At 52.2% G+C, this 18,638-nt stretch carries 18 protein-coding genes; 14 read left to right on the plus strand and 4 right to left on the minus strand.

The window, feature by feature from the left end; genetic code table 11:
* Nucleotides 1–26 precede the first annotated feature (26 nt).
* Complete coding sequence (locus LN341_RS09820; protein WP_234203190.1) at nt 27–863, minus strand: PHP domain-containing protein; 837 nt, start codon at nt 861–863, stop codon at nt 27–29.
* Nucleotides 864–1,127: 264 nt separating this feature from the next.
* Between LN341_RS09820 and LN341_RS09825 the strand changes: the two genes are divergently transcribed.
* The 11 genes from LN341_RS09825 (at nt 1,128) to gspS2 (ending at nt 11,736) form a co-directional block, all read left to right on the plus strand.
* Entirely contained in the window at nt 1,128–2,141 is a 1,014-nt protein-coding gene (locus tag LN341_RS09825) for a bifunctional 3-deoxy-7-phosphoheptulonate synthase/chorismate mutase (RefSeq protein ID WP_046219665.1), read from the plus strand.
* The gene (locus LN341_RS09830) at nt 2,138–3,706 is read left to right on the plus strand and encodes an anthranilate synthase component 1 (protein ID WP_234203191.1); all 1,569 of its coding nucleotides are present in this window, start codon (nt 2,138–2,140) and stop codon (nt 3,704–3,706) included. The genes LN341_RS09825 and LN341_RS09830 overlap by 4 nt, the downstream gene beginning before the upstream one ends.
* Before the next feature lie 10 nt (nt 3,707–3,716).
* Nucleotides 3,717–4,328 (plus strand): aminodeoxychorismate/anthranilate synthase component II, encoded by a 612-nt coding sequence (locus tag LN341_RS09835; protein ID WP_046219663.1) that lies wholly within the window; start codon nt 3,717–3,719, stop codon nt 4,326–4,328.
* 19 nt (nt 4,329–4,347) lie between these two features.
* The gene (gene trpD / locus LN341_RS09840; RefSeq protein WP_370643629.1) at nt 4,348–5,358 is read left to right on the plus strand and encodes an anthranilate phosphoribosyltransferase; all 1,011 of its coding nucleotides are present in this window, start codon (nt 4,348–4,350) and stop codon (nt 5,356–5,358) included.
* 2 nt (nt 5,359–5,360) lie between these two features.
* The gene (trpCF, locus tag LN341_RS09845; protein WP_234203192.1) at nt 5,361–6,731 is read left to right on the plus strand and encodes a bifunctional indole-3-glycerol-phosphate synthase TrpC/phosphoribosylanthranilate isomerase TrpF; all 1,371 of its coding nucleotides are present in this window, start codon (nt 5,361–5,363) and stop codon (nt 6,729–6,731) included.
* Nucleotides 6,732–6,797: 66 nt separating this feature from the next.
* Complete coding sequence (trpB, locus tag LN341_RS09850) at nt 6,798–7,988, plus strand: tryptophan synthase subunit beta (protein WP_046219660.1); 1,191 nt, start codon at nt 6,798–6,800, stop codon at nt 7,986–7,988.
* A complete protein-coding gene (gene trpA / locus LN341_RS09855) occupies nt 7,988–8,794 on the plus strand; it encodes a tryptophan synthase subunit alpha (RefSeq protein WP_234203193.1) in 807 nt (268 codons plus the stop codon). Before trpB ends, trpA begins: the two co-directional genes overlap by 1 nt.
* Before the next feature lie 351 nt (nt 8,795–9,145).
* A complete protein-coding gene (locus LN341_RS09860) occupies nt 9,146–10,351 on the plus strand; it encodes a dicarboxylate/amino acid:cation symporter (RefSeq protein WP_234205003.1) in 1,206 nt (401 codons plus the stop codon).
* 180 nt (nt 10,352–10,531) lie between these two features.
* Nucleotides 10,532–10,930 (plus strand): acyl-CoA thioester hydrolase YciA, encoded by a 399-nt coding sequence (gene yciA / locus LN341_RS09865; protein WP_046219657.1) that lies wholly within the window; start codon nt 10,532–10,534, stop codon nt 10,928–10,930.
* A gap of 87 nt (nt 10,931–11,017) precedes the next feature.
* The gene (locus LN341_RS09870) at nt 11,018–11,320 is read left to right on the plus strand and encodes a YciI family protein (protein ID WP_234203194.1); all 303 of its coding nucleotides are present in this window, start codon (nt 11,018–11,020) and stop codon (nt 11,318–11,320) included.
* Nucleotides 11,320–11,736 carry a type II secretion system pilot lipoprotein GspS-beta gene (gene gspS2, locus LN341_RS09875; protein ID WP_234203195.1) on the plus strand — a complete coding sequence of 139 codons (417 nt, stop codon included), beginning with the start codon at nt 11,320–11,322 and terminating at the stop codon, nt 11,734–11,736. Before LN341_RS09870 ends, gspS2 begins: the two co-directional genes overlap by 1 nt.
* Before the next feature lie 64 nt (nt 11,737–11,800).
* On the opposite strand, the gene LN341_RS09880 is transcribed toward gspS2, so the two are convergent.
* The 3 genes from LN341_RS09880 to LN341_RS09890 all read right to left on the minus strand — a co-directional run bounded on the left by LN341_RS09880 (nt 11,801) and on the right by LN341_RS09890 (nt 14,903).
* Complete coding sequence (locus LN341_RS09880) at nt 11,801–12,736, minus strand: class I SAM-dependent methyltransferase (RefSeq protein ID WP_234203196.1); 936 nt, start codon at nt 12,734–12,736, stop codon at nt 11,801–11,803.
* 52 nt (nt 12,737–12,788) lie between these two features.
* Nucleotides 12,789–13,493, minus strand: a complete 705-nt coding sequence (locus tag LN341_RS09885; RefSeq protein ID WP_234205005.1) for a TIGR01621 family pseudouridine synthase — start codon at nt 13,491–13,493, stop codon at nt 12,789–12,791.
* Nucleotides 13,494–13,571: 78 nt separating this feature from the next.
* A complete protein-coding gene (locus tag LN341_RS09890) occupies nt 13,572–14,903 on the minus strand; it encodes a sodium-dependent transporter (RefSeq protein ID WP_234203197.1) in 1,332 nt (443 codons plus the stop codon).
* 184 nt (nt 14,904–15,087) lie between these two features.
* Between LN341_RS09890 and cls the strand changes: the two genes are divergently transcribed.
* The 3 genes from cls to LN341_RS09905 all read left to right on the plus strand — a co-directional run bounded on the left by cls (nt 15,088) and on the right by LN341_RS09905 (nt 18,637).
* Nucleotides 15,088–16,545 carry a cardiolipin synthase gene (cls, locus tag LN341_RS09895; protein WP_234203198.1) on the plus strand — a complete coding sequence of 486 codons (1,458 nt, stop codon included), beginning with the start codon at nt 15,088–15,090 and terminating at the stop codon, nt 16,543–16,545.
* Between the two features lie 312 nt (nt 16,546–16,857).
* On the plus strand, nt 16,858–17,460 hold the full coding sequence (locus LN341_RS09900) for an oxidoreductase (protein WP_234203199.1): 603 nt from the start codon (nt 16,858–16,860) through the stop codon (nt 17,458–17,460).
* A gap of 52 nt (nt 17,461–17,512) precedes the next feature.
* Complete coding sequence (locus LN341_RS09905; RefSeq protein WP_234203200.1) at nt 17,513–18,637, plus strand: GGDEF domain-containing protein; 1,125 nt, start codon at nt 17,513–17,515, stop codon at nt 18,635–18,637.
* Nucleotide 18,638: the final 1 nt, after the last annotated feature.

Here is an 18,638-nt window from a genome sequence, read left to right on the forward strand (position 1 = left end):
GACTCAGTGCACAGGTTTACAACATTTTATTCCATGCCCCAGTCCTGCCAGACAGGTACTGACGCTTTGGGTAACCAAAGATTACGCCCCAGCTCCGTCCAGGGGGACGGATAATGAAAATCCGAGCCCTGAGAGGACAAAAGGCCAAACTGTTCCGCATACTCAGCCAGAGTACGACGCTCATTCTGGGCCTGCTGAGGCTGAGCCACTTCAATGGCATCGCCGGTTGCGGCCACAAAATCAGTAAGCAAACGCTTCAGCCATTTGGCTGTCATGTCATACCGCCCCGGGTGAGCCAGCACCGCCTGTCCGCCAGCGGCATGAATGGCCTGGACTGCCTCGGTGATACTGCACCAGTTCGGCGGTACATAACCTGTATTGCCCCGGGTCAGAAATTTCTTAAACACCGCCTGCATTGTTTTGGCGTGTCCCTGTGCGACCAGCCACTGCGCGAAATGCGCCCGGGTTAATGTTGCGTCGCCAGCCAGAGCTTTGGCACCTTCATAAGCGCCGACGATCTGGCTCTTGGCCAACCGCTCTCCCATCAATTCAGCGCGGGCGGTACGGCGTTCAGCCTGCTGCGCAATTAAAGACACGATATCTGCATGCGTCGGGTCAATGTTCAGGCCAACAATGTGAATATCAAAATTATTCCAAACTGTCGATATTTCAATACCTTTGACCAGCTTTAAATCCAAATTCTGTGCATCGATTGCCTGCTGGGCAGATTCAAGGCCTGCCACCGTATCGTGATCGGTGATCGCGAGAACATCCACACGGAAGTCGGCCGCCCGTTTCACCAACTCTGCCGGCGTAAGTCGACCATCCGAGGCCGTGGTATGACTGTGAAGATCAAACAACATAAAAATAAAGTCTTGACTTAATATTCATGAACTAGTTTACTAGTACGAAGTTACTCGAAAACAATTCATTACTCAGGTTCTGTTTATGTTACAGCAAAAACAACATTCGCTTCGCGCTTTCTTCACTTGGTGGCTGCATAACCGATAGCGGGTCGTGAGATTTGCTGTGCCGACTGCACAGAATCCAGAACCCGCGCTACGCGGGTTTTTTTATCACTGAACAAACGAATACGAATTCCACCTCTGGCTAGCAAGGACAACACCATGATTATCGTACTGAAACCAACAGCCACCGAGAGTCAAGCGAAAGACATTCTCAACCGTATTGAAGCGGCCGGCCTCAAACCTCTTTATATGCCAGGCGTGGAGCGCATCGTTTTAGGTGCATTGGGCGACGAGCGGGTGCTGCAGAAACTGAATCTGGATGCCAATCCTTGCGTGGAAAACATCAAGCCGATCCTCACCAAATACAAAATGGTCAGCCGTGAAGTGCAGGCACACGATACGGTCGTTCGCTTCGGCAATGCGTCAGTGGGCGGCAATCAATTTGCCGTGATTGCCGGCCCTTGCTCGGTAGAATCAGAACAACAGTTGCTGTCTGTCGCCGAAGTGGTCAAACAGCATGGCGCGGTTGCCCTGCGAGGCGGCGCTTACAAACCGCGTACCAGCCCTTATGACTTTCAGGGCATGGGGGTTGAAGGGCTCAAACTGCTCAAACAAGCCAGCGAGATGCTGAACATGCCCACTGTCTCTGAAGTGATGGAAGTGAGCCAGATGGAAGCCATGTGTGACTACATCGACTGCCTGCAAATCGGTGCCCGAAACATGCAAAACTATGCTTTGCTTAAAGCAGTGGGTGAGAGCAAAAAGCCGGTTCTGCTCAAGCGCGGCCTGTCTGCCACTATCGAAGAATTACTGCTGGCGGCGGAATATATCTATGATGCCGGCAACCCGAACATCATCCTGTGCGAGCGCGGTATTCGTACATTCGAAACCGCCACCCGCAATACACTGGATCTCAATGCCGTTGCCTTCCTGAAGCAGAAAACCCATTTGCCGGTTGTGGTAGACCCAAGCCACGGGACAGGTGTTCGTGAGCTGGTGATTCCGCTATCCCGCGCGGCGGCAGCAGTGGGTGCTGACGGTATTATTGTTGAATCTCACCTCAACCCAGGCGAAGCCCTGTCTGACGGCCATCAGGCGCTGACCGGCCCCATGTTCCAGCAACTGATGCAGGAATTGAAACCCTTTGTAGAAGCGGCAGGTAAAACACTATGAAAACAACGCCTTTAGCTGTCGGAGAACTGGACGTTCTGAATCTGGACGTCCCTTATGTCTCAGAACCCACAGAGCTGTATTACTCAATTTGTGGCGACCGTCCGCACAACCTGTTACTGGAATCGGCAGAGATCGACTCGAAACAAGATCTGAAAAGCCTGATGCTGATTGATGCCGCAGTCCGCATTGTCTGCCGCGGCCGCGAAGTGCGTCTGGAAGCCTTAACCAGCAATGGCCAGAATGTGCTGCAGGCAGTGAAAAACCAGATCCCGGCCGAGGTTGAGCTGGCCGTGGACAACAACACCCTGATACTGACATTCAAAGAAAGTGGTCGTGCACTGGATGAAGACAGCCGACTGCGCCAGTCATCCCCCTTTGATGCACTGCGCCTGATCCAGCACATTTTCCATCAGCCCGCACAGTCGCGCGAAGCGCTGTTTCTGGGCGGCCTGTTTGCCTACGATCTGGTCGCCAGTTTTGAGCCGCTGCCGGAAACAGAGCAGGGTAACCGCTGTCCGGACTACCTGTTTTACGTCGCTGAAACCCTGCTGGTAATCGACCACCAGCGCCGTAAAGGCAAGCTTCAGGCGACCTTGTTCGGCGGCGACAACTACACGGCGAGCTATTTCGAACTGAGCCGCCGGTTGCAGCAAATCAAAGAAATCTGCCTCAAACCAGTAGCCCTGCCCGCGGCCGAGTTATTGGAAACGTGCGAACCCAGCGTCAACATCAGTGATGCCGACTTCTGTACAACTGTTGAGCAATTGAAGCAGTTTGTGATCCGGGGCGATGTGTTTCAGGTGGTGCCTTCCCGTCAGTTCACGCTGCCTTGCCCGTCACCGCTCAATGCATACAAAGCCCTGAAGATTGGCAACCCAAGCCCGTATATGTTCTACCTCAAAGATGCCGATTTCACCTTGTTCGGCGCCTCACCTGAGAGCGCACTGAAATATTGTACCGACAGCAACCAGGTCGAAATCTACCCGATTGCCGGGACTCGTCCACGCGGTAAAAAAGCCGATGGCAGTATCAATCTGGATCTCGACGGCCGGATCGAACTGGAACTGCGTTGCGATAAAAAAGAAAACGCCGAGCACATGATGCTGGTTGATCTGGCCCGAAACGATGTCGCCCGGATCAGCCAGCCCGGTACGCGTTATGTGGCCGATCTGCTCCAGGTGGATCGCTACAGCCATGTGATGCATCTGGTTTCGCGGGTGGTTGGCCAACTGCGCGACGATCTTGATGCCCTGCACGCCTATCAGGCCTGTATGAACATGGGCACCCTGACCGGGGCACCGAAAATCCGCGCCATGCAGCTTATCCGTGATGTCGAACAGCAACGTCGCGGCAGCTATGGCGGCGCCGTCGGCTACCTGACCGGACAGGGAGATATGGATACCTGCATCGTCATTCGTTCGGCGTATGTCGAAGACGGTGTGGCCACTGTACAGGCCGGTGCTGGTGTGGTGTATGACTCCGTGCCCCAGGCCGAAGCAGATGAAACCCGCAGCAAAGCACAGGCCGTGATCACCGCCATTCGTCACGCACACAGTGTGCAATAAGGAGCCGACTATGAACAAACACATCGATATCGTTCTGCTGGATAACTTCGACTCCTTTACCTACAACCTGGTCGACCAATTTCGCGCCATGGGTTATCCGGTCACCATTTTTCGCAACAGCCTGAGCGCAGAACAGGTAGAGCAGGCGCTGGCAGAAAAACAAAATCCGGTGCTGGTTCTGTCACCGGGTCCGGGTGCACCGGCTGAAGCGGGCTGTATGCCAGCACTGATCAAACAGGTGGCCGGCAAAGTCCCCATGATAGGTATCTGTCTGGGTCATCAGGCCATCGTTGAGGCCTATGGCGGCAAAGTCGAAGGGGCCGGAGACATAGTTCACGGTAAGGCCGCGCAGATGACCCATAACCAGCACGCCGTCTTTGGTCAGTTATCCAGCCCGCTGACCATCGCCCGTTATCACTCGCTGGTCGCCACCCAGGTGCCGGACGCGCTCAGCGTCGTGGCGGAGGTTGATGGCCTGGTCATGGCGGTGACGCATGAGCAGGATAAAGTCTGCGGGTTTCAATTCCATCCTGAGTCGATTCTGACTGCGCAAGGCGCGCAATTGCTGGCAAATACCCTCGCCTGGGTGTCGGGCCAATCCGCCACTGTGACTGAATTTTAAAGCTAAGGGAGATGCCCAGATGAACAGCGCTATTTATCCGATTACCGACAAGTTATACGACCAGCAAACGCTGACCAAAGACGAAAGCCGCACATTATTCGATGCCATTATCAAAGGGGACGTCGAGCCGGCGCTGCTGGCTGCCATTCTGACTGCCCTGAAAATCAAAGGCGAAACCCCCGACGAGATCGCCGGCGCCGCCACAGCGTTACTGGAAAATGCCGCGCCCTTCCCGCGTCCGGATTACGACTTTGCCGATATTGTCGGCACCGGCGGTGATGGCGCAGACACCATCAATATTTCCACCACCTCGGCCTTTGTCGCCGCTGCCTGCGGCGTCAAAATTGCCAAGCACGGTAACCGCGGTGTCTCCAGCAAATCAGGTTCATCAGACCTGCTGGATAAATTCGGCATTAATCTGGCGATGTCGGCACAAGATGCCCGGGCTGCATTGGACGAACAAGGGGTCTGTTTCCTGTTCGCGCCTCAGTATCACAGCGGTGTGCGACATGCCATGCCTGCCCGGCAGGCCATGAAAACCCGCACGATCTTTAACTTGCTCGGTCCGCTGATCAACCCTGCCCGTCCGAGCATTGAACTGATGGGCGTGTACGATGCCGCCCTGGTTCGTCCGATTGCCGAAACCATGATTGCGCTGGGGATGAAACGTGCCGCTGTAGTACACGGCAGCGGTTTGGATGAAGTTGCGATTCACGGCCCGACGCTGGTTGCTGAAATTATCAATGGCGATATTCGCGAATATACAGTGACTCCGGAAGATTTTGGCTTGCAAACCCACGCATTAGATGCGATTAAAGGGGGCGAACCGGAAGAAAACCGTGCCATTATCACCAACATACTGACCGGCAAAGGTACCGAAGCACAGCAAAGTGCTGTCGCCGTCAATGTCGCGCTGCTGCTTCGTCTGTTTGGTCAGGAAGACTTAAAAGCCAATGCTCAGCAAGCGATGGAAGTCATGCAATCCGGCAAAGCCTACCAGCTGGTAGCGCAACTGGCCGCACGAGGTTAATCATGGAAACTGTACTCGCCAAAATCGTCGCTGATAAGAAAATCTGGGTTGAAGCCCGGAAGGCAATCCAACCGCTGGACAGCTTCATTGCCGATGTCACTCCCAGCGACCGGGACTTTTATCAGGCCCTGCAAAGCGAAAACGCGGTATTCATTCTTGAATGCAAAAAGGCGTCGCCGTCGAAAGGGCTGATCCGGGAAGATTTCGATCTGGATCATATTGCTCAGGTCTACAGCCGCTATGCCAATGCGATTTCCGTTCTGACTGATGAAAAGTATTTCCAGGGCAACTTTGATTTTCTGCCGCAAGTCCGCCAGCACGTTACCCAGCCCGTATTGTGCAAAGATTTTATGATAGACCCGTATCAGGTCTATCTGGCCCGTTATTACCAGGCGGATGCCATTTTGCTGATGCTGTCGGTCCTGAATGACGAGCAATACCGTGAACTGGCTGCCCTGGCTGAAACGCTGAACCTGGGCGTGCTGACCGAAGTCAGTAACGAAGAAGAGCTGGAACGTGCCATTGCACTGCAAGCCAAGGTGGTCGGCATCAACAACCGTAACCTGCGGGATCTCAGTATTGACCTGAACCGGACCAAAGTGCTGGCTCCGCGTTTGCCGGAAGGGACCCTGGTGATTTCAGAATCCGGCATTTATACCAACCAGCAAGTTCGTGACTTATCAGACTACGCCCATGGTTTTCTGATCGGCAGTTCACTGATGAGTGAAGACAACCTGGAAATGGCTGTACGCGCTGTGTTACTGGGCGAGCATAAAGTCTGCGGACTGACCCACCCGGATGATGCCTGTGCGGCGTACCAGAGCGGTGCGGTTTATGGTGGACTGATTTTCGTGGAAGGCTCGCCTCGGGCCGTCAATGCTGAACTGGCCCGTCTGGTGATGAGTGGTGCCCCGCTGAAATACGTCGGCGTATTTCGCAATGCAGATGTCAATGCGGTCGCCAAACACGCGAACGCGCTGAAACTGGCGGCCGTTCAGTTGCACGGCAATGAGTCGCCGGATTACATTGCCGAGCTGAAAGCCTTATTACCTGCAGACTGTGAAGTGTGGAAAGCCCACGGCGTCAGTCATGCCCTGCCCGACCTGACAGACTGGCCGGCTGACCGGCATCTGCTGGATACTCAGATCGGTAATCAGAGCGGCGGTACAGGTCAGGCATTTGACTGGTCGCTGCTGGAAAACTGCGAAGAGAAAAACCGCATTATGCTCGCTGGTGGTTTAAACCCGGACAATGCCAAAGACGCTGCCGGTAAAGGCTGCCGTGGCCTTGATTTTAACTCAGGCGTTGAAAGCGAACCCGGTAAAAAAGACAGACAGAAATTACTCTCGGTATTCAAGGCACTGAAGCCATAATCACGTGGGCAAACAGCTTGCGGGCTTTGGGCCTGACACAGATGAAAAGAATAGGACAGCAGACACATGAGTAAACTTGACCCGTATTTTGGTGAATTTGGTGGCCAGTTTGTGCCCCAGATTCTGGTTCCGGCCCTGGACCAGCTGGAAGATGCCTTCATTGATGCGCAAAAAGATCCGGCTTTTGAAAAAGAATTTATCGATTTACTGAAAGACTATGCCGGCCGCCCCACGGCGCTGACTTTATGTCAGAATTTAACCAAGGGGACAAAAACCAAACTCTACCTCAAGCGTGAAGATCTGCTCCACGGTGGCGCACACAAGACCAATCAGGTGCTGGGTCAGGCCCTGCTGGCCAAGCGCATGGGAAAACATGAAATCATCGCCGAAACCGGCGCAGGCCAGCATGGCGTTGCGACGGCACTGGCCTGTGCCCTGCTGGGTCTGAAATGCCGTATTTACATGGGTGCCAAAGACGTTGAGCGCCAAAGCCCGAACGTATTTCGCATGAAACTGATGGGCGCCGAAGTCATTCCGGTTCACTCCGGTTCTGCGACCTTAAAAGATGCCTGTAACGAAGCCATGCGTGACTGGTCAGCAACGTACGACAAGGCGCACTACCTGCTGGGCACAGCCGCAGGTCCGCACCCTTTCCCGACCATAGTCCGTGAATTCCAGCGCATTATCGGCGAGGAAACCAAGGCGCAGATACTCGATAAAGAAGGCCGTCTGCCGGATGCGGTGATCGCCTGTGTCGGCGGCGGTTCAAACGCCATCGGTATGTTTGCCGATTTTATCGAAGACACTGAGGTGAAACTGATTGGCGTAGAGCCTGCCGGCTTGGGCCTGGATACCCATATGCACGGCGCGCCGCTCAAACACGGTAAGCTGGGGATTTTCTTCGGTATGAAAGCCCCGTTAATGCAGGATGAACATGGTCAGGTGGAGGAATCTTATTCCATCTCTGCCGGTTTGGACTTTCCGTCCGTTGGTCCTCAGCATGCGCATCTCAATGCCACCGGCCGTGCGGAATACGGTTCAGTGACTGACGATGAGGCACTGGATGCGTTTCAGGCCCTGGCCCGCCATGAAGGCATCATTCCGGCACTTGAGTCAGCACACGCCCTGGCTTATGCACTCAAGCTGATCAAAGAGGAGCCGGAAAAGGAACAGCTTCTGGTGGTGAACCTGTCTGGCCGGGGTGACAAAGATATCTTTACCGTACATAAGATTCTGGATGAAAAGGGAGCCCTGTAATGGACCGTTATCAAGCATTATTCAGCCGTTTAGCGGCCAAACAGGAAGGCGCTTTTGTTCCTTTTGTGACTCTGGGCGATCCGAGTCCGGCACTCTCTTTACAGATCATTGATACCTTAGTTGAATCCGGCGCCGATGCCCTTGAACTGGGCATTCCGTTTTCAGACCCGCTGGCCGATGGCCCGACCATTCAGGGCGCAACGATTCGTGCGCTGGAAGCCGGCACCACGCCAGATACCTGTTTTGACCTGTTAAAACAGGTGCGTGCTAAATATCCTGAACTACCGATCGGACTGCTGATGTATGCCAATCTGGTGTTTGCGGGCGGTATTGATCATTTTTACCGTCGTTGTCAGGAAGCGGGCGTGGACTCTGTGCTGGTCGCCGATGTGCCGGTGAATGAATCCGCAGAATTCCGTCAGGCCGCAGAGAAATACGGGATTCATCCGATTTTCATCGCCCCACCAAACGCCACGGCGAGCACACTGAAAACCGTGGCGGAATATGGCGGCGGATATACCTATCTGCTGTCACGCGCCGGTGTGACAGGGGCAGAAACCAAAGCAGGTATGCCCATTGACCATCTGCTGGCCTCTTTGGCCGAGTATGAGGCGCCGCCTGCGCTGCTCGGTTTTGGTATCTCAGAGCCGGCTCAGGTGTCTGATGCGATCAAGGCTGGTGCCGCGGGTGCGATATCCGGTTCTGCTGTGGTCAAGATTATTGAGCAGCACAGAGAAAACCCAGACGCTTTGCTTGATGCATTAGGACAATTCATCCACAGCATGAAACAAGCCACCAGAAGCTGATTTATCCCTTCCCCAAACCAAGCCCTGGCGTCGTTACATGCCGGGGCCTTTTTGTTAACAGAACCATTACATCCACATCCTCACCCCATAAAAAACCTAATGCATAACCCCACACGCCAGCTGAAGATAAATTGCCTGAAAGCGTAACGGAGGTAGAAAGTAATGCATTACAGCATTGATTATCGCATTATTCTGCTGTAAAACCTTAACCCGCAAAATATTGACTCAAATTAATCAACATTTACGAAACATAAGTCTTTCATCAATTAACAACTTCCACAATAAAAGGTGTTCAAGGTGCTAAAACAACAAGGACTACTTAGCAACATTGGCGTACAGGTTGTCATTGCCATGTGCTTAGGTACATTGGCTGGTGCGATGATGGGGCATTCGGCGAGCATGTTTGCGCCGCTGGGCAGCATTTTCATCCACCTGATTAAAATGCTGGTAATCCCTCTGGTTGCTGTAGCTATCATCTCTGGCGCCGCCGGTCTGGGTAGCAGCCAGTCAGCCGGTAAGATCGGCCTGGTGACTCTGGGTTTCTTTGGCCTGACGTCCGCGGTTGCCGTTGCACTGGCACTGTTTATGGGCGAAGTGTTCCAGCCTGGCATGGGTGTCGACCTGAGCGGCGTTCAGGGTATGTTCGCAAACACTTATGCTGACAAAGGTGACCTGCCTTCGTTCTGGGCAACTATTTTGGGTATGATCCCAACCAACATTTTCCAATCCCTGAATGAAGCAAACATCCTGCAAATTCTGGTGTTCTGCATGTTCTTCGGTCTCGCCGTTTCCAAACTGGAAAAGGAACGCCGTGACCCGCTGATCAACGGTGTGAATTCCATCGTTGATGCGATGGTCTGGATGATCAATGTGGTCATGAAGATCGCGCCTATCGGCGTATTCGGCCTGATGGCTGATGCCGTAGGTACGTTTGGCTTTGATGCCCTGATGGTGGTGTTCAAGCTGTTTGTTGTCTACATCGCTGCCATCCTGGTGTACGGCTTCGTGTTCTACCCGCTGATGATCAAATGCTTCAGCAAGACATCGCCAATCAAGTTCCTGGCTGCAATGAAGAAGCCTCAGGCGGTTGCACTGTCGACTGCGTCTTCCATGGCAACTTTGCCTGTGACCATGGAAACTTGTGAAGAAGAGCTGAAAGTGAAAAACAGCACAGCGGCTTTCGTATTGCCGCTTGGTGCAACCATCAATATGAGCGGTAACGCTATTTATTATGGTCTGGTCGCTATTTTCTTTGCCCAGCTGTTCAATGTTGACCTGTCTATGAGCGCGTATATCGCCATCATCGTCACGTCCACACTGGGCGCCGTAGGTCAGGCAGGCGTACCTGGCCCTTCATTCCTGGTCGTGGCTGTTTTGCTGTCGGCTGGTATTCCTATCGAAGGTCTGCCTCTGCTGTTTGCGCTGGATCGTATCTTCGACATGATCCGTACTGCACTGAATATCACAGGTGATGCTGCCTGTGCTGTGATTGTGGACAGTCTGATCTCTGACGAGCAGAAAGAAGACGTGCGCATGGCAACACAGAACGAAGCATAAACTGCTGCTTCTGCAATCCCAAAAGGCTGTCAGTTGACAGCCTTTTTTATTTTCTGCCGCTTTGGATCCGATTTTCGTTCAAAGTTCCATCAGACCTGGGTCAGACCAGGCGCTTTCTGCTTGCAAGCTACCGCAATATTGATGACCATATGAATACATCTTCCCAACACATGATTTATGATGAATTCAGAAAATAATGTCCCTCGAGGCCAGTTATTACTTCGCACTTTAGCCATGCCTGCTGATACCAATGCAAATGGCGATATTTTTGGTGGCTGGATCATGTCCCAGCTCGACCTGGCCGGCGCCATTCTGGCAAAGGAAATCTCGCGCGGTAAAGTGGTTACCGTCTCTGTCGACAACATTGTGTTTAAAGCACCGGTTGGTGTGGGTGATGTGGTGTGCTGTTATGGCGAATGTAACCGTATCGGGAATACATCGCTCTCTGTGGCCATGGAAGTGTGGGTCAAGCCCGTTGGCAATGACGGGATTGGCGAGCGTTACAAAGTCAGTGAAGCCACTTTTAATTATGTCGCCATTGATGCCAATGGCCGGCCTCGTCCGATCAAGAAAGCCTGATTTATCCGCCCTGACCGCTGGTTGGGGCTTTTTCATTCCGCTATGATAACGGCTGCATTCCACCACAAGTACAGGGAGACAGAACGCATGTGGTACGTCATTTTTTCTCAAGATGTTGAAAACAGTCTGGAGCGCCGTCTGAGCGTTCGCGAAAATCACCTGGCTCGCCTCAAAGCCCTGCAGGATGAAGGTCGTCTGCTGGTTGCCGGACCTATGCCCGCCATTGACAGCGACAATCCGGGTGAAGCTGGTTTTACCGGCTCTACCGTCATCGCCGAGTTTGGCTCACTGGAAGAAGCAAAAGCCTGGGCTGATGCAGATCCTTACATTGAAGCCGGAGTGTATGACAAGGTCATCGTGAAGCCCTTCAAAAAAGTACTGCCGGCCTGATGATGATGAATCGAGCATCCATCAAGGCCCTGTTTGCCGCCGTCATGGCTGCGGTTGTTCTTACCGGTTGTGCTAAATCGCAGGAAGATCTGACCAACGAACTTGCAGAGCGCCGGGCAGCGGTCATTAACTCTAAAGCGCCTTACCCCAAGATTGATCAGTATCAGATCATGAAAGCCAAAGCGCAGCAGAATATCGTTGAAATCACCATTCTCTACGGCGGTGGCGGTAAAGTGGCCCCGACCCAAGCTGCGCAGGCAGCAGCAGCAAACTTCTGCAGTAACCCGGAACTGACCCCTATGGTCAGCGAAGGATTGGGTTATCTGATTCAGATCCTGGATATGCGGGGCAGACCTGTGGTGCAGCAGCCAATCAACGCACAATTCTGTGCCCAGATTGTGGCGCCCGGCTCCTGACCCTTTGCCAGGCAGAAAAATGAGCTACGATAAAAATGCCGGAGAGATCCTCCGGCATTTTTATTTATCGGGCAAACACCATAGCCTTCAGCGCGCTGTCATGGTCCAGATCTTCAAACTCAGGCGGATTATCAAGCCGCTCGATGAACTTCAGTTCAGGCGCTTCGCCTGCCATGCCATCAATCAGAAACTGGGGGGACACGGCTGGTGAATTGACACACGCCAGTACCTTACCATCGGCGGCCAGCATATCCGGTAGGCGGCGCAGGATTTTGGCGTAATCTGTCGTGAGTGCGAAACTGCCTTTCTGGAATGACGGCGGGTCAATAATAATCAGATCATACGGTCCATGCTTTTTCAGTTTGCCCCAGGTTTTAAAGATATCGTGCCCTAAAAAGCTGACCTGGTTCAGATCGTGGCCGTTCAGCCGGTGATTATCCCGGCCGCGCGCCAAAGCCGCTTTAGCCATATCCAGATTCACCACGTGCGCCGCACCACCGGCAATGGCGGCAACTGAAAACCCGCACGTATAGGCAAACAAATTAAGCACTTTGCTGCCTTTCGCCTGATCCATGACCCACCGACGACCATAGCGCATGTCCAGAAACAGGCCGTTATTTTGCTTCTGGCCCAAGTCGAGTTGAAACTTAAGGCCATTTTCCGTCACTTGCTGCCAGGTTTGCAGCTCTCCCCAGATCACTTCCATGGGTGAGCCGAAACGGTCACGGTGCTGCACCAACAGCGAGACTGCACCCGAGCGCTGCCAAATGTCCGTTTGTACCAGCTCGTGAAGTGCAGCTGTCAACGCAGCCAGAAAGTCAGCATCCTGTTCTTTAAACAGGGATATCTGTACCTGCCCGTCAAGCCAGTCGGCCGTCAGTTGCTCCAGTCCGGCCCAGCGCCGGCCGCGACCATGAAATAACCGACGCACTTCATGAGGCGGAGAAGCCAGTTGCGACAGCAAATGTTGACAGAACAGAGGTAAAGCAGAAGCGTCCATGGATCACCCGTATGGAATGAATAATAAATCTCAGTGAATAGCAGTAATAGCGTTAGTCAACACGCGGTTTAACCAGCCCTGAAGGTAACGAAGGCCAGTGAATGTCCCAGGGGGCTGACCACCCGGCCAGGGCGGTCTGCACTTGCGCCCCTTGCCATAACTCGCCTTGTTCAGGCGGACAAATAAAGCAATAGACTTGCCCCTGAAAGGTAAACTGCAGAGCAAATGCGTGTAAATATCCCCGGTCGGCTGCTTCCTGGCCATAAATGTCATCACCGGTAATACCGGCACCGACACTTTTCAGCGCCACCCGGATTTGATGGGTTTTCCCTGTACAGGGTTTACACAGAAACAGCCGGCGGCCATCGCCGGCAGCGGTTGAAATAAACTGGGTAATGGCCGGATTCTCTCGTGTCGTCTCCAGTTTCCAGCTGCGACGACGTGAACGGCTCATATCACCAATCACTGTGCCCTGCTTCTTTTTGGGTTTCTTGCTGCTGATTGCGAGATAAAACTTCTGTACTTCACGACGGGCAAAATTACCCGATAACTCGGCGGCAGCTTTGGCGTGACGGCCCAGCAGCAAAATGCCGGAGGTCATCTTATCGAGACGGTGGATCAGATACAGCTGTTGATCACCGGTTGCCGCAGCGACATCTGCCAACAATGGCTGATCATTGTCATCTTTATGCACACTCACGCCCGCATGTTTGCAAATAACGAGGAAATCCGGGGTTTGATGCAGCAGTGTAAACATGGTTCGCCGTTCAGTTGACTCAGGAAAGCGGCAGTATACCCGCTCTGCTGCCTGACGCCAGCCTTGTGACATCATCCGTTACTGGACGAAAAAAACCAGGAGCATGAGTACCGGACAGACAATGCGCACATACCAGGGCCAGATCCGCCAGAACAGACTGGACTCAACGGCCGGATAGCCTTTGCGGATTTCTTGCAACACTTTGTCTCTGTGCCAGATCCATCCCACCAGCAGCGCGAAAATCATGCCGATGATCGGCTGTGCATAGGCTGTGGTCATGATCACGACCCGGCCGAACAAAGCGTCAAAATTAAAGACAATGACCGCCGAGATGACACAGATGAAGCCACCTATCCACCAAACAGCGGTATGCCGCTTCAGGTTCAGCTCTTCAATGGCACAAGACACAGGCACCTCCAGCATAGAAATGGAAGAAGTCAGCGCCGCAATGATCATCAGTACAAAAAACAGAATGCCGACAATCATGCCCACCGGCCCCATGGTGTCGAACATGGTTGGCAGCACGCTGAAGACCAGTGTATCTGACGCCAGTAATGCCCCGCTTTCGTCATAAATCACAACCCCGTTATGCTGAGCTACAAACATCGCCGGGAGGATCAACATGCCGGCAATAAAGGCGACCCCCGTATCGAGCAGTGCAACCTGCGCCGCTGTTTTCGGTAAATTCGCCGACTTACTCAGGTACGAGCCGTACACCATCATGGTGCACACCCCCAGAGACAGAGAGAAAAACGCCTGCCCCATCGCACTCACAATTAACTTGGGCGACAGATGGCTGAAATCCGGCACCAGATACAACCTCAGACCCGCCCAGGCACCGTCCTGCGTCAATATATAGATCACCATAACCACGAACAGCAGCAGCAGAACAGGCATCAGACGGGTGGACCATTTTTCGATCCCATCGGCGACGCCGCTCCTGACGACCATGACAGTCAGCCACATAAAGATCAGCATGAGTACCAGGTTGCGGCCGCTGCTAAAGGTTTCCAGCCAGTGAGCCAGTGAAACCAGCCCTGCCGCCTCACAAATCGGTGCCAGCAAATATCCCAGCAGCCAGCCGGCAACAATCGCGTAGAAACTCAGTATCAGCGACACTGCAATCATGCCCGCCAGCCCGACCAACCCCATCAGGGCTTTCTGCTGCGGCCAGACTTTCCGCAGTGAAGTGATGGGATCGGCATTGCCATAGCGGCCTATGGTCAGCTCGGCCACCAGTAAGGGATAAGCCAGTGCAAACACCATCAGTAAATACACCATCAGAAAGACGGCGCCGCCATTGCTGGCTGCCTGAGTCGGAAAGCCCCAGATATTGCCCAGACCGACCGCGGAGCCAGCCGCGGCCAGAATAAAGCCTATCCGGGAGCTGAATTGCGCTCTGTTCGCCATACGCGATACTCAAATAACAAGGAGGCTTTTACAAGATAAGACATTCTTCAGCCTAAAATGCCTTCACTATTGATACAAACTACATTAAAAACTGTGTCAACTTTTCGCTTAAGCCTATGTTTTACTGAGATTCGGGTGCAAAATAGAGCACAGGTATGCATATAGAAAGAGACAAGCCGCTTTTATGGATCACGTTTATCAAGTCTTAGCCTGGCTCAGCCTGTTCACCTACTGGGTGGCCATTGCGGCTGTGACGATGCGGGTGGTATTCAAACGTCGTGTGGTGGGTGTGTCACTGGCATGGCTGATGATTATCTACATCATTCCGATTGGTGGCATTATTGCCTACCTCTTGTTTGGCGAGCTCAATCTTGGCAAAAAACGGGCATTGCGTGCCGAAGAAATGTTTGAACCTTTTGCCAGCTGGTTCAAACAGTTATATAACTGTCCCGGTCACCAGCCTCAGCTGATGAAGCTGCATACCAAACCGATTCACGACCTGTGCCGGAACCGCCTGGGTATCCCGGCGTTAGTCGGGAACAGCATGACATTACAAAACACCCCGCAAGCGGTGCTGCGTTCACTGATTTCAGACATCCAACAAGCCCATCGCGCGATTCATCTGGAATTTTATATCTGGCACCCGGGTGGCCTGGCCGACGAAGTGGCGACCGCACTGATTCTTGCAGCTAAACGGGGGGTAAAAGTCAGATTACTGCTCGATTCCGCCGGCAGTATGCGTTTCTTTCGCTCTCACTGGCCGCGATTAATGCAACATGCCGGGATTGAATTAACAGAAGCGCTGGCTGTCAGTCCGCTGCGTATGTTCCTGAGAAGGTTGGATATCCGCCAGCACCGTAAAATTGTTGTCATTGATGCGCAGATTGCCTACACAGGTTCAATGAATCTGGTCGATCCCGCATTTTTCAAAACAGATGCCGGTGTCGGTCAATGGATCGATGTGATGGTACGAGTCACAGGACCTGCCGTCTCAGTGCTCAATTGTATTCAGGCCTGGGACTGGGAAGTTGAAACCGGACAACGCTACCTGCCCCCTGTACCTGAATGCGATGCCACCCCTGCAGACGGCGATATGGACATGATCCAGGTGATTCCGTCCGGCCCCGGCATGCCGGATGAAATCATTCATCAGGTCCTGCTGATCAGTATTTATCAGGCCAGAGAGCGCCTTGTCATCACGACCCCCTACTTTGTACCCAGCGAGCATTTATTGCATGCGCTGATCAGTGCAGCAGAACGTGGCATAGAGGTGCATATTGTCATTCCGGCCAAAAACGATTCTGTCATGGTCGAATGGGCCAGCCGCTCGTTTTTTGCTGAGTTGCTCAATGCCGGTGTCTTGATTCACCGTTTTAACGGCGGCCTGCTGCATACAAAATCGGTTGTTGTTGACGACACCCACTGCCTGATCGGCACAGTCAATCTGGACATGCGGAGTCTGTGGCTGAATTTCGAAGTGACACTAGCGGTCGATAATCCCTTATTCACAGCGCAATTAGCACAATTACAGCAAGAGTATATAAAACATGCCACCCGGATTGATCCGGCAAAATGGCGCCAGCGTTCTTTAGGACACAAATTTCTTGAACAATGCTTTTATATGTTCAGTCCGTTACTTTAAGAAAGAACCAGCTTGCAAAATGCATCGATCATACACCGCCGAAAACGTCATCAATCACGGTAGAGTCAAGGCAGATCTCGCCTGAAAATGCGGGCATTTATGCCTGACTTTCCGGGATAAAAAATAAACCAAAGTAGGTACTTCATATATGCAACTGCTTCTGTTTATCCACATTGAGAACAGGAATCATGCTGCAACGCATAGATAAATTCTGTAAATATTCATAACTGAACTATAAAAAACCATTGATGGGACTTTTTCAGCAATAATCACCAAATACGATTTAAAAATGAAATAATTGCATCATTTCCATTGATAAGAGAAAAGTATTGCTTTGCGCTTTTATATAGCTATCTTTGTATTTACACACAAATCACACACAACAATGAGGGATATGTGATTTTCCGGAAGCTTGTTTCACCGCTTTATCATCATGTCCTCATCACAGGCTTGCTGTTTGCAGGTCTTGCGGCTGTTTTTCCTGTTTTTGCTCTCACGCCACCCCCGTTAACATTAAAAGGACAATCAGCGGAAAATGCCCCCATCGAAGTCCGCCTGACGCGGGATGATATCGCCAGTTTCCCCCAGCAATCCGTCACTACCTCCATGCCCTGGGTCAATGGCAAGGCAACATTTTCCGGCGTTAACCTGCAAACGCTGTTAACGCACTATCAACTCAAACCCGGCACCATACATTTGACGGCCCTGAATCAATTTACCGCTGAGTTAAACTGGCAAGATATGGAAACCTATCAACCTGTACTGGCGGTACGTCACAATGATGAATGGATGCGCGTACGTGATTACGGCCCCTTCTGGCTTGTTTTTGCACTGGATACGTACCCGAACCTCATTGATAAGGGCTTTCTAGAAAAAATGGTCTGGCAGATCAACGAAATTAACGTGGTGCCATGACGTGTTATCTCTGAAATCATTAAAAATTTTTCACTTAGCCGGGATGCCCTTGATGAAAAAGCTGCTTTTTTTTGCAGCTCCCCTGCTGATTGTATTTACTTTTGTGTCTGTGAGTTCTCTGGAATCCAACGCAGAGTCTGTCAGTAAAGATCAGAATCTGGCCAGTTGGTTCATGATGCAACTGGGTGATGAATACAATGAATTCATTTACCAGCTTCAGCGCTATGAGGCCGGGCGTGCAGATCATAACGATGTCTTACTCCAGTATGAAATACTGCTCAGCCGCTTTAATTCCATTCAGGTCAACAGTCAGGTGAACCGCCTTCACAGCACATTTGGCTCATTGCAGTCGTTCAACCATCACTATCAGATCGTGAAAGGCTATGAAGCTTCGCTGCAACAGCTCACCCCACAGAATGTGGCTGAGCTGACCCTGACAATCAAAGATAACTACGATCAGTTGATGAACTATGCATTGAAAACATTCCTCTTTACCAACAATGTGTTGCGCTCAAAACTAGACAAGTTTATTTCTCTGCGCTGGCTGATTCATGCATCCCTGTTTTCCACCTTGCTGATCGGTGTCATGATGATTTATTTGCTGATGAAAGAGTCAAAAACACATCATCAGCTGGCAATGTATGACTCATTAACCGGTATCCATAACCGGCTTTGGCTCAACCGGAAGTTAAAGGATCTGGAGAAAGGCGGCAAAGATTTTGCGTTTTTCCTGATCGACCTGAACGGGTTTAAAGAGGTCAATGATACGCTGGGACATGGTGCCGGAGACCAACTGTTAAAAACAGTCGCGCGGCGACTTGATAACCTGACACACGATGGCATGTATGTCGCCCGGATGGGAGGAGATGAATTTGCGGTGATCCAGGTTTTCCCTCAGTCCGTCAATCAGGCGTATGTGTCGAACTTTCTGATGAACACACTGGACCACGTGCTCAAAATCCCCATTCAGCTCCGCCATCGTGAGTTATCGCTGTCGGCCAGTATTGGCCTGAGCGTGTACACCCCGGGCAGTAAGAGCCTGTCCGAACTGTTGCAGGAGGCAGATTTTGCAATGTATGAGATGAAACAGCAATTCAAAGCGGAGCACCCATACCCAATCACCAACCTGGAACACCCGGCTCCAGATGCCTCCCAAGGGTTTACCAAGCGCCAGTAAC

Source organism: Photobacterium sp. TLY01, assembly GCF_021432065.1.
GTDB classification, from domain to species: Bacteria; Pseudomonadota; Gammaproteobacteria; order Enterobacterales; family Vibrionaceae; genus Photobacterium; species Photobacterium halotolerans_A.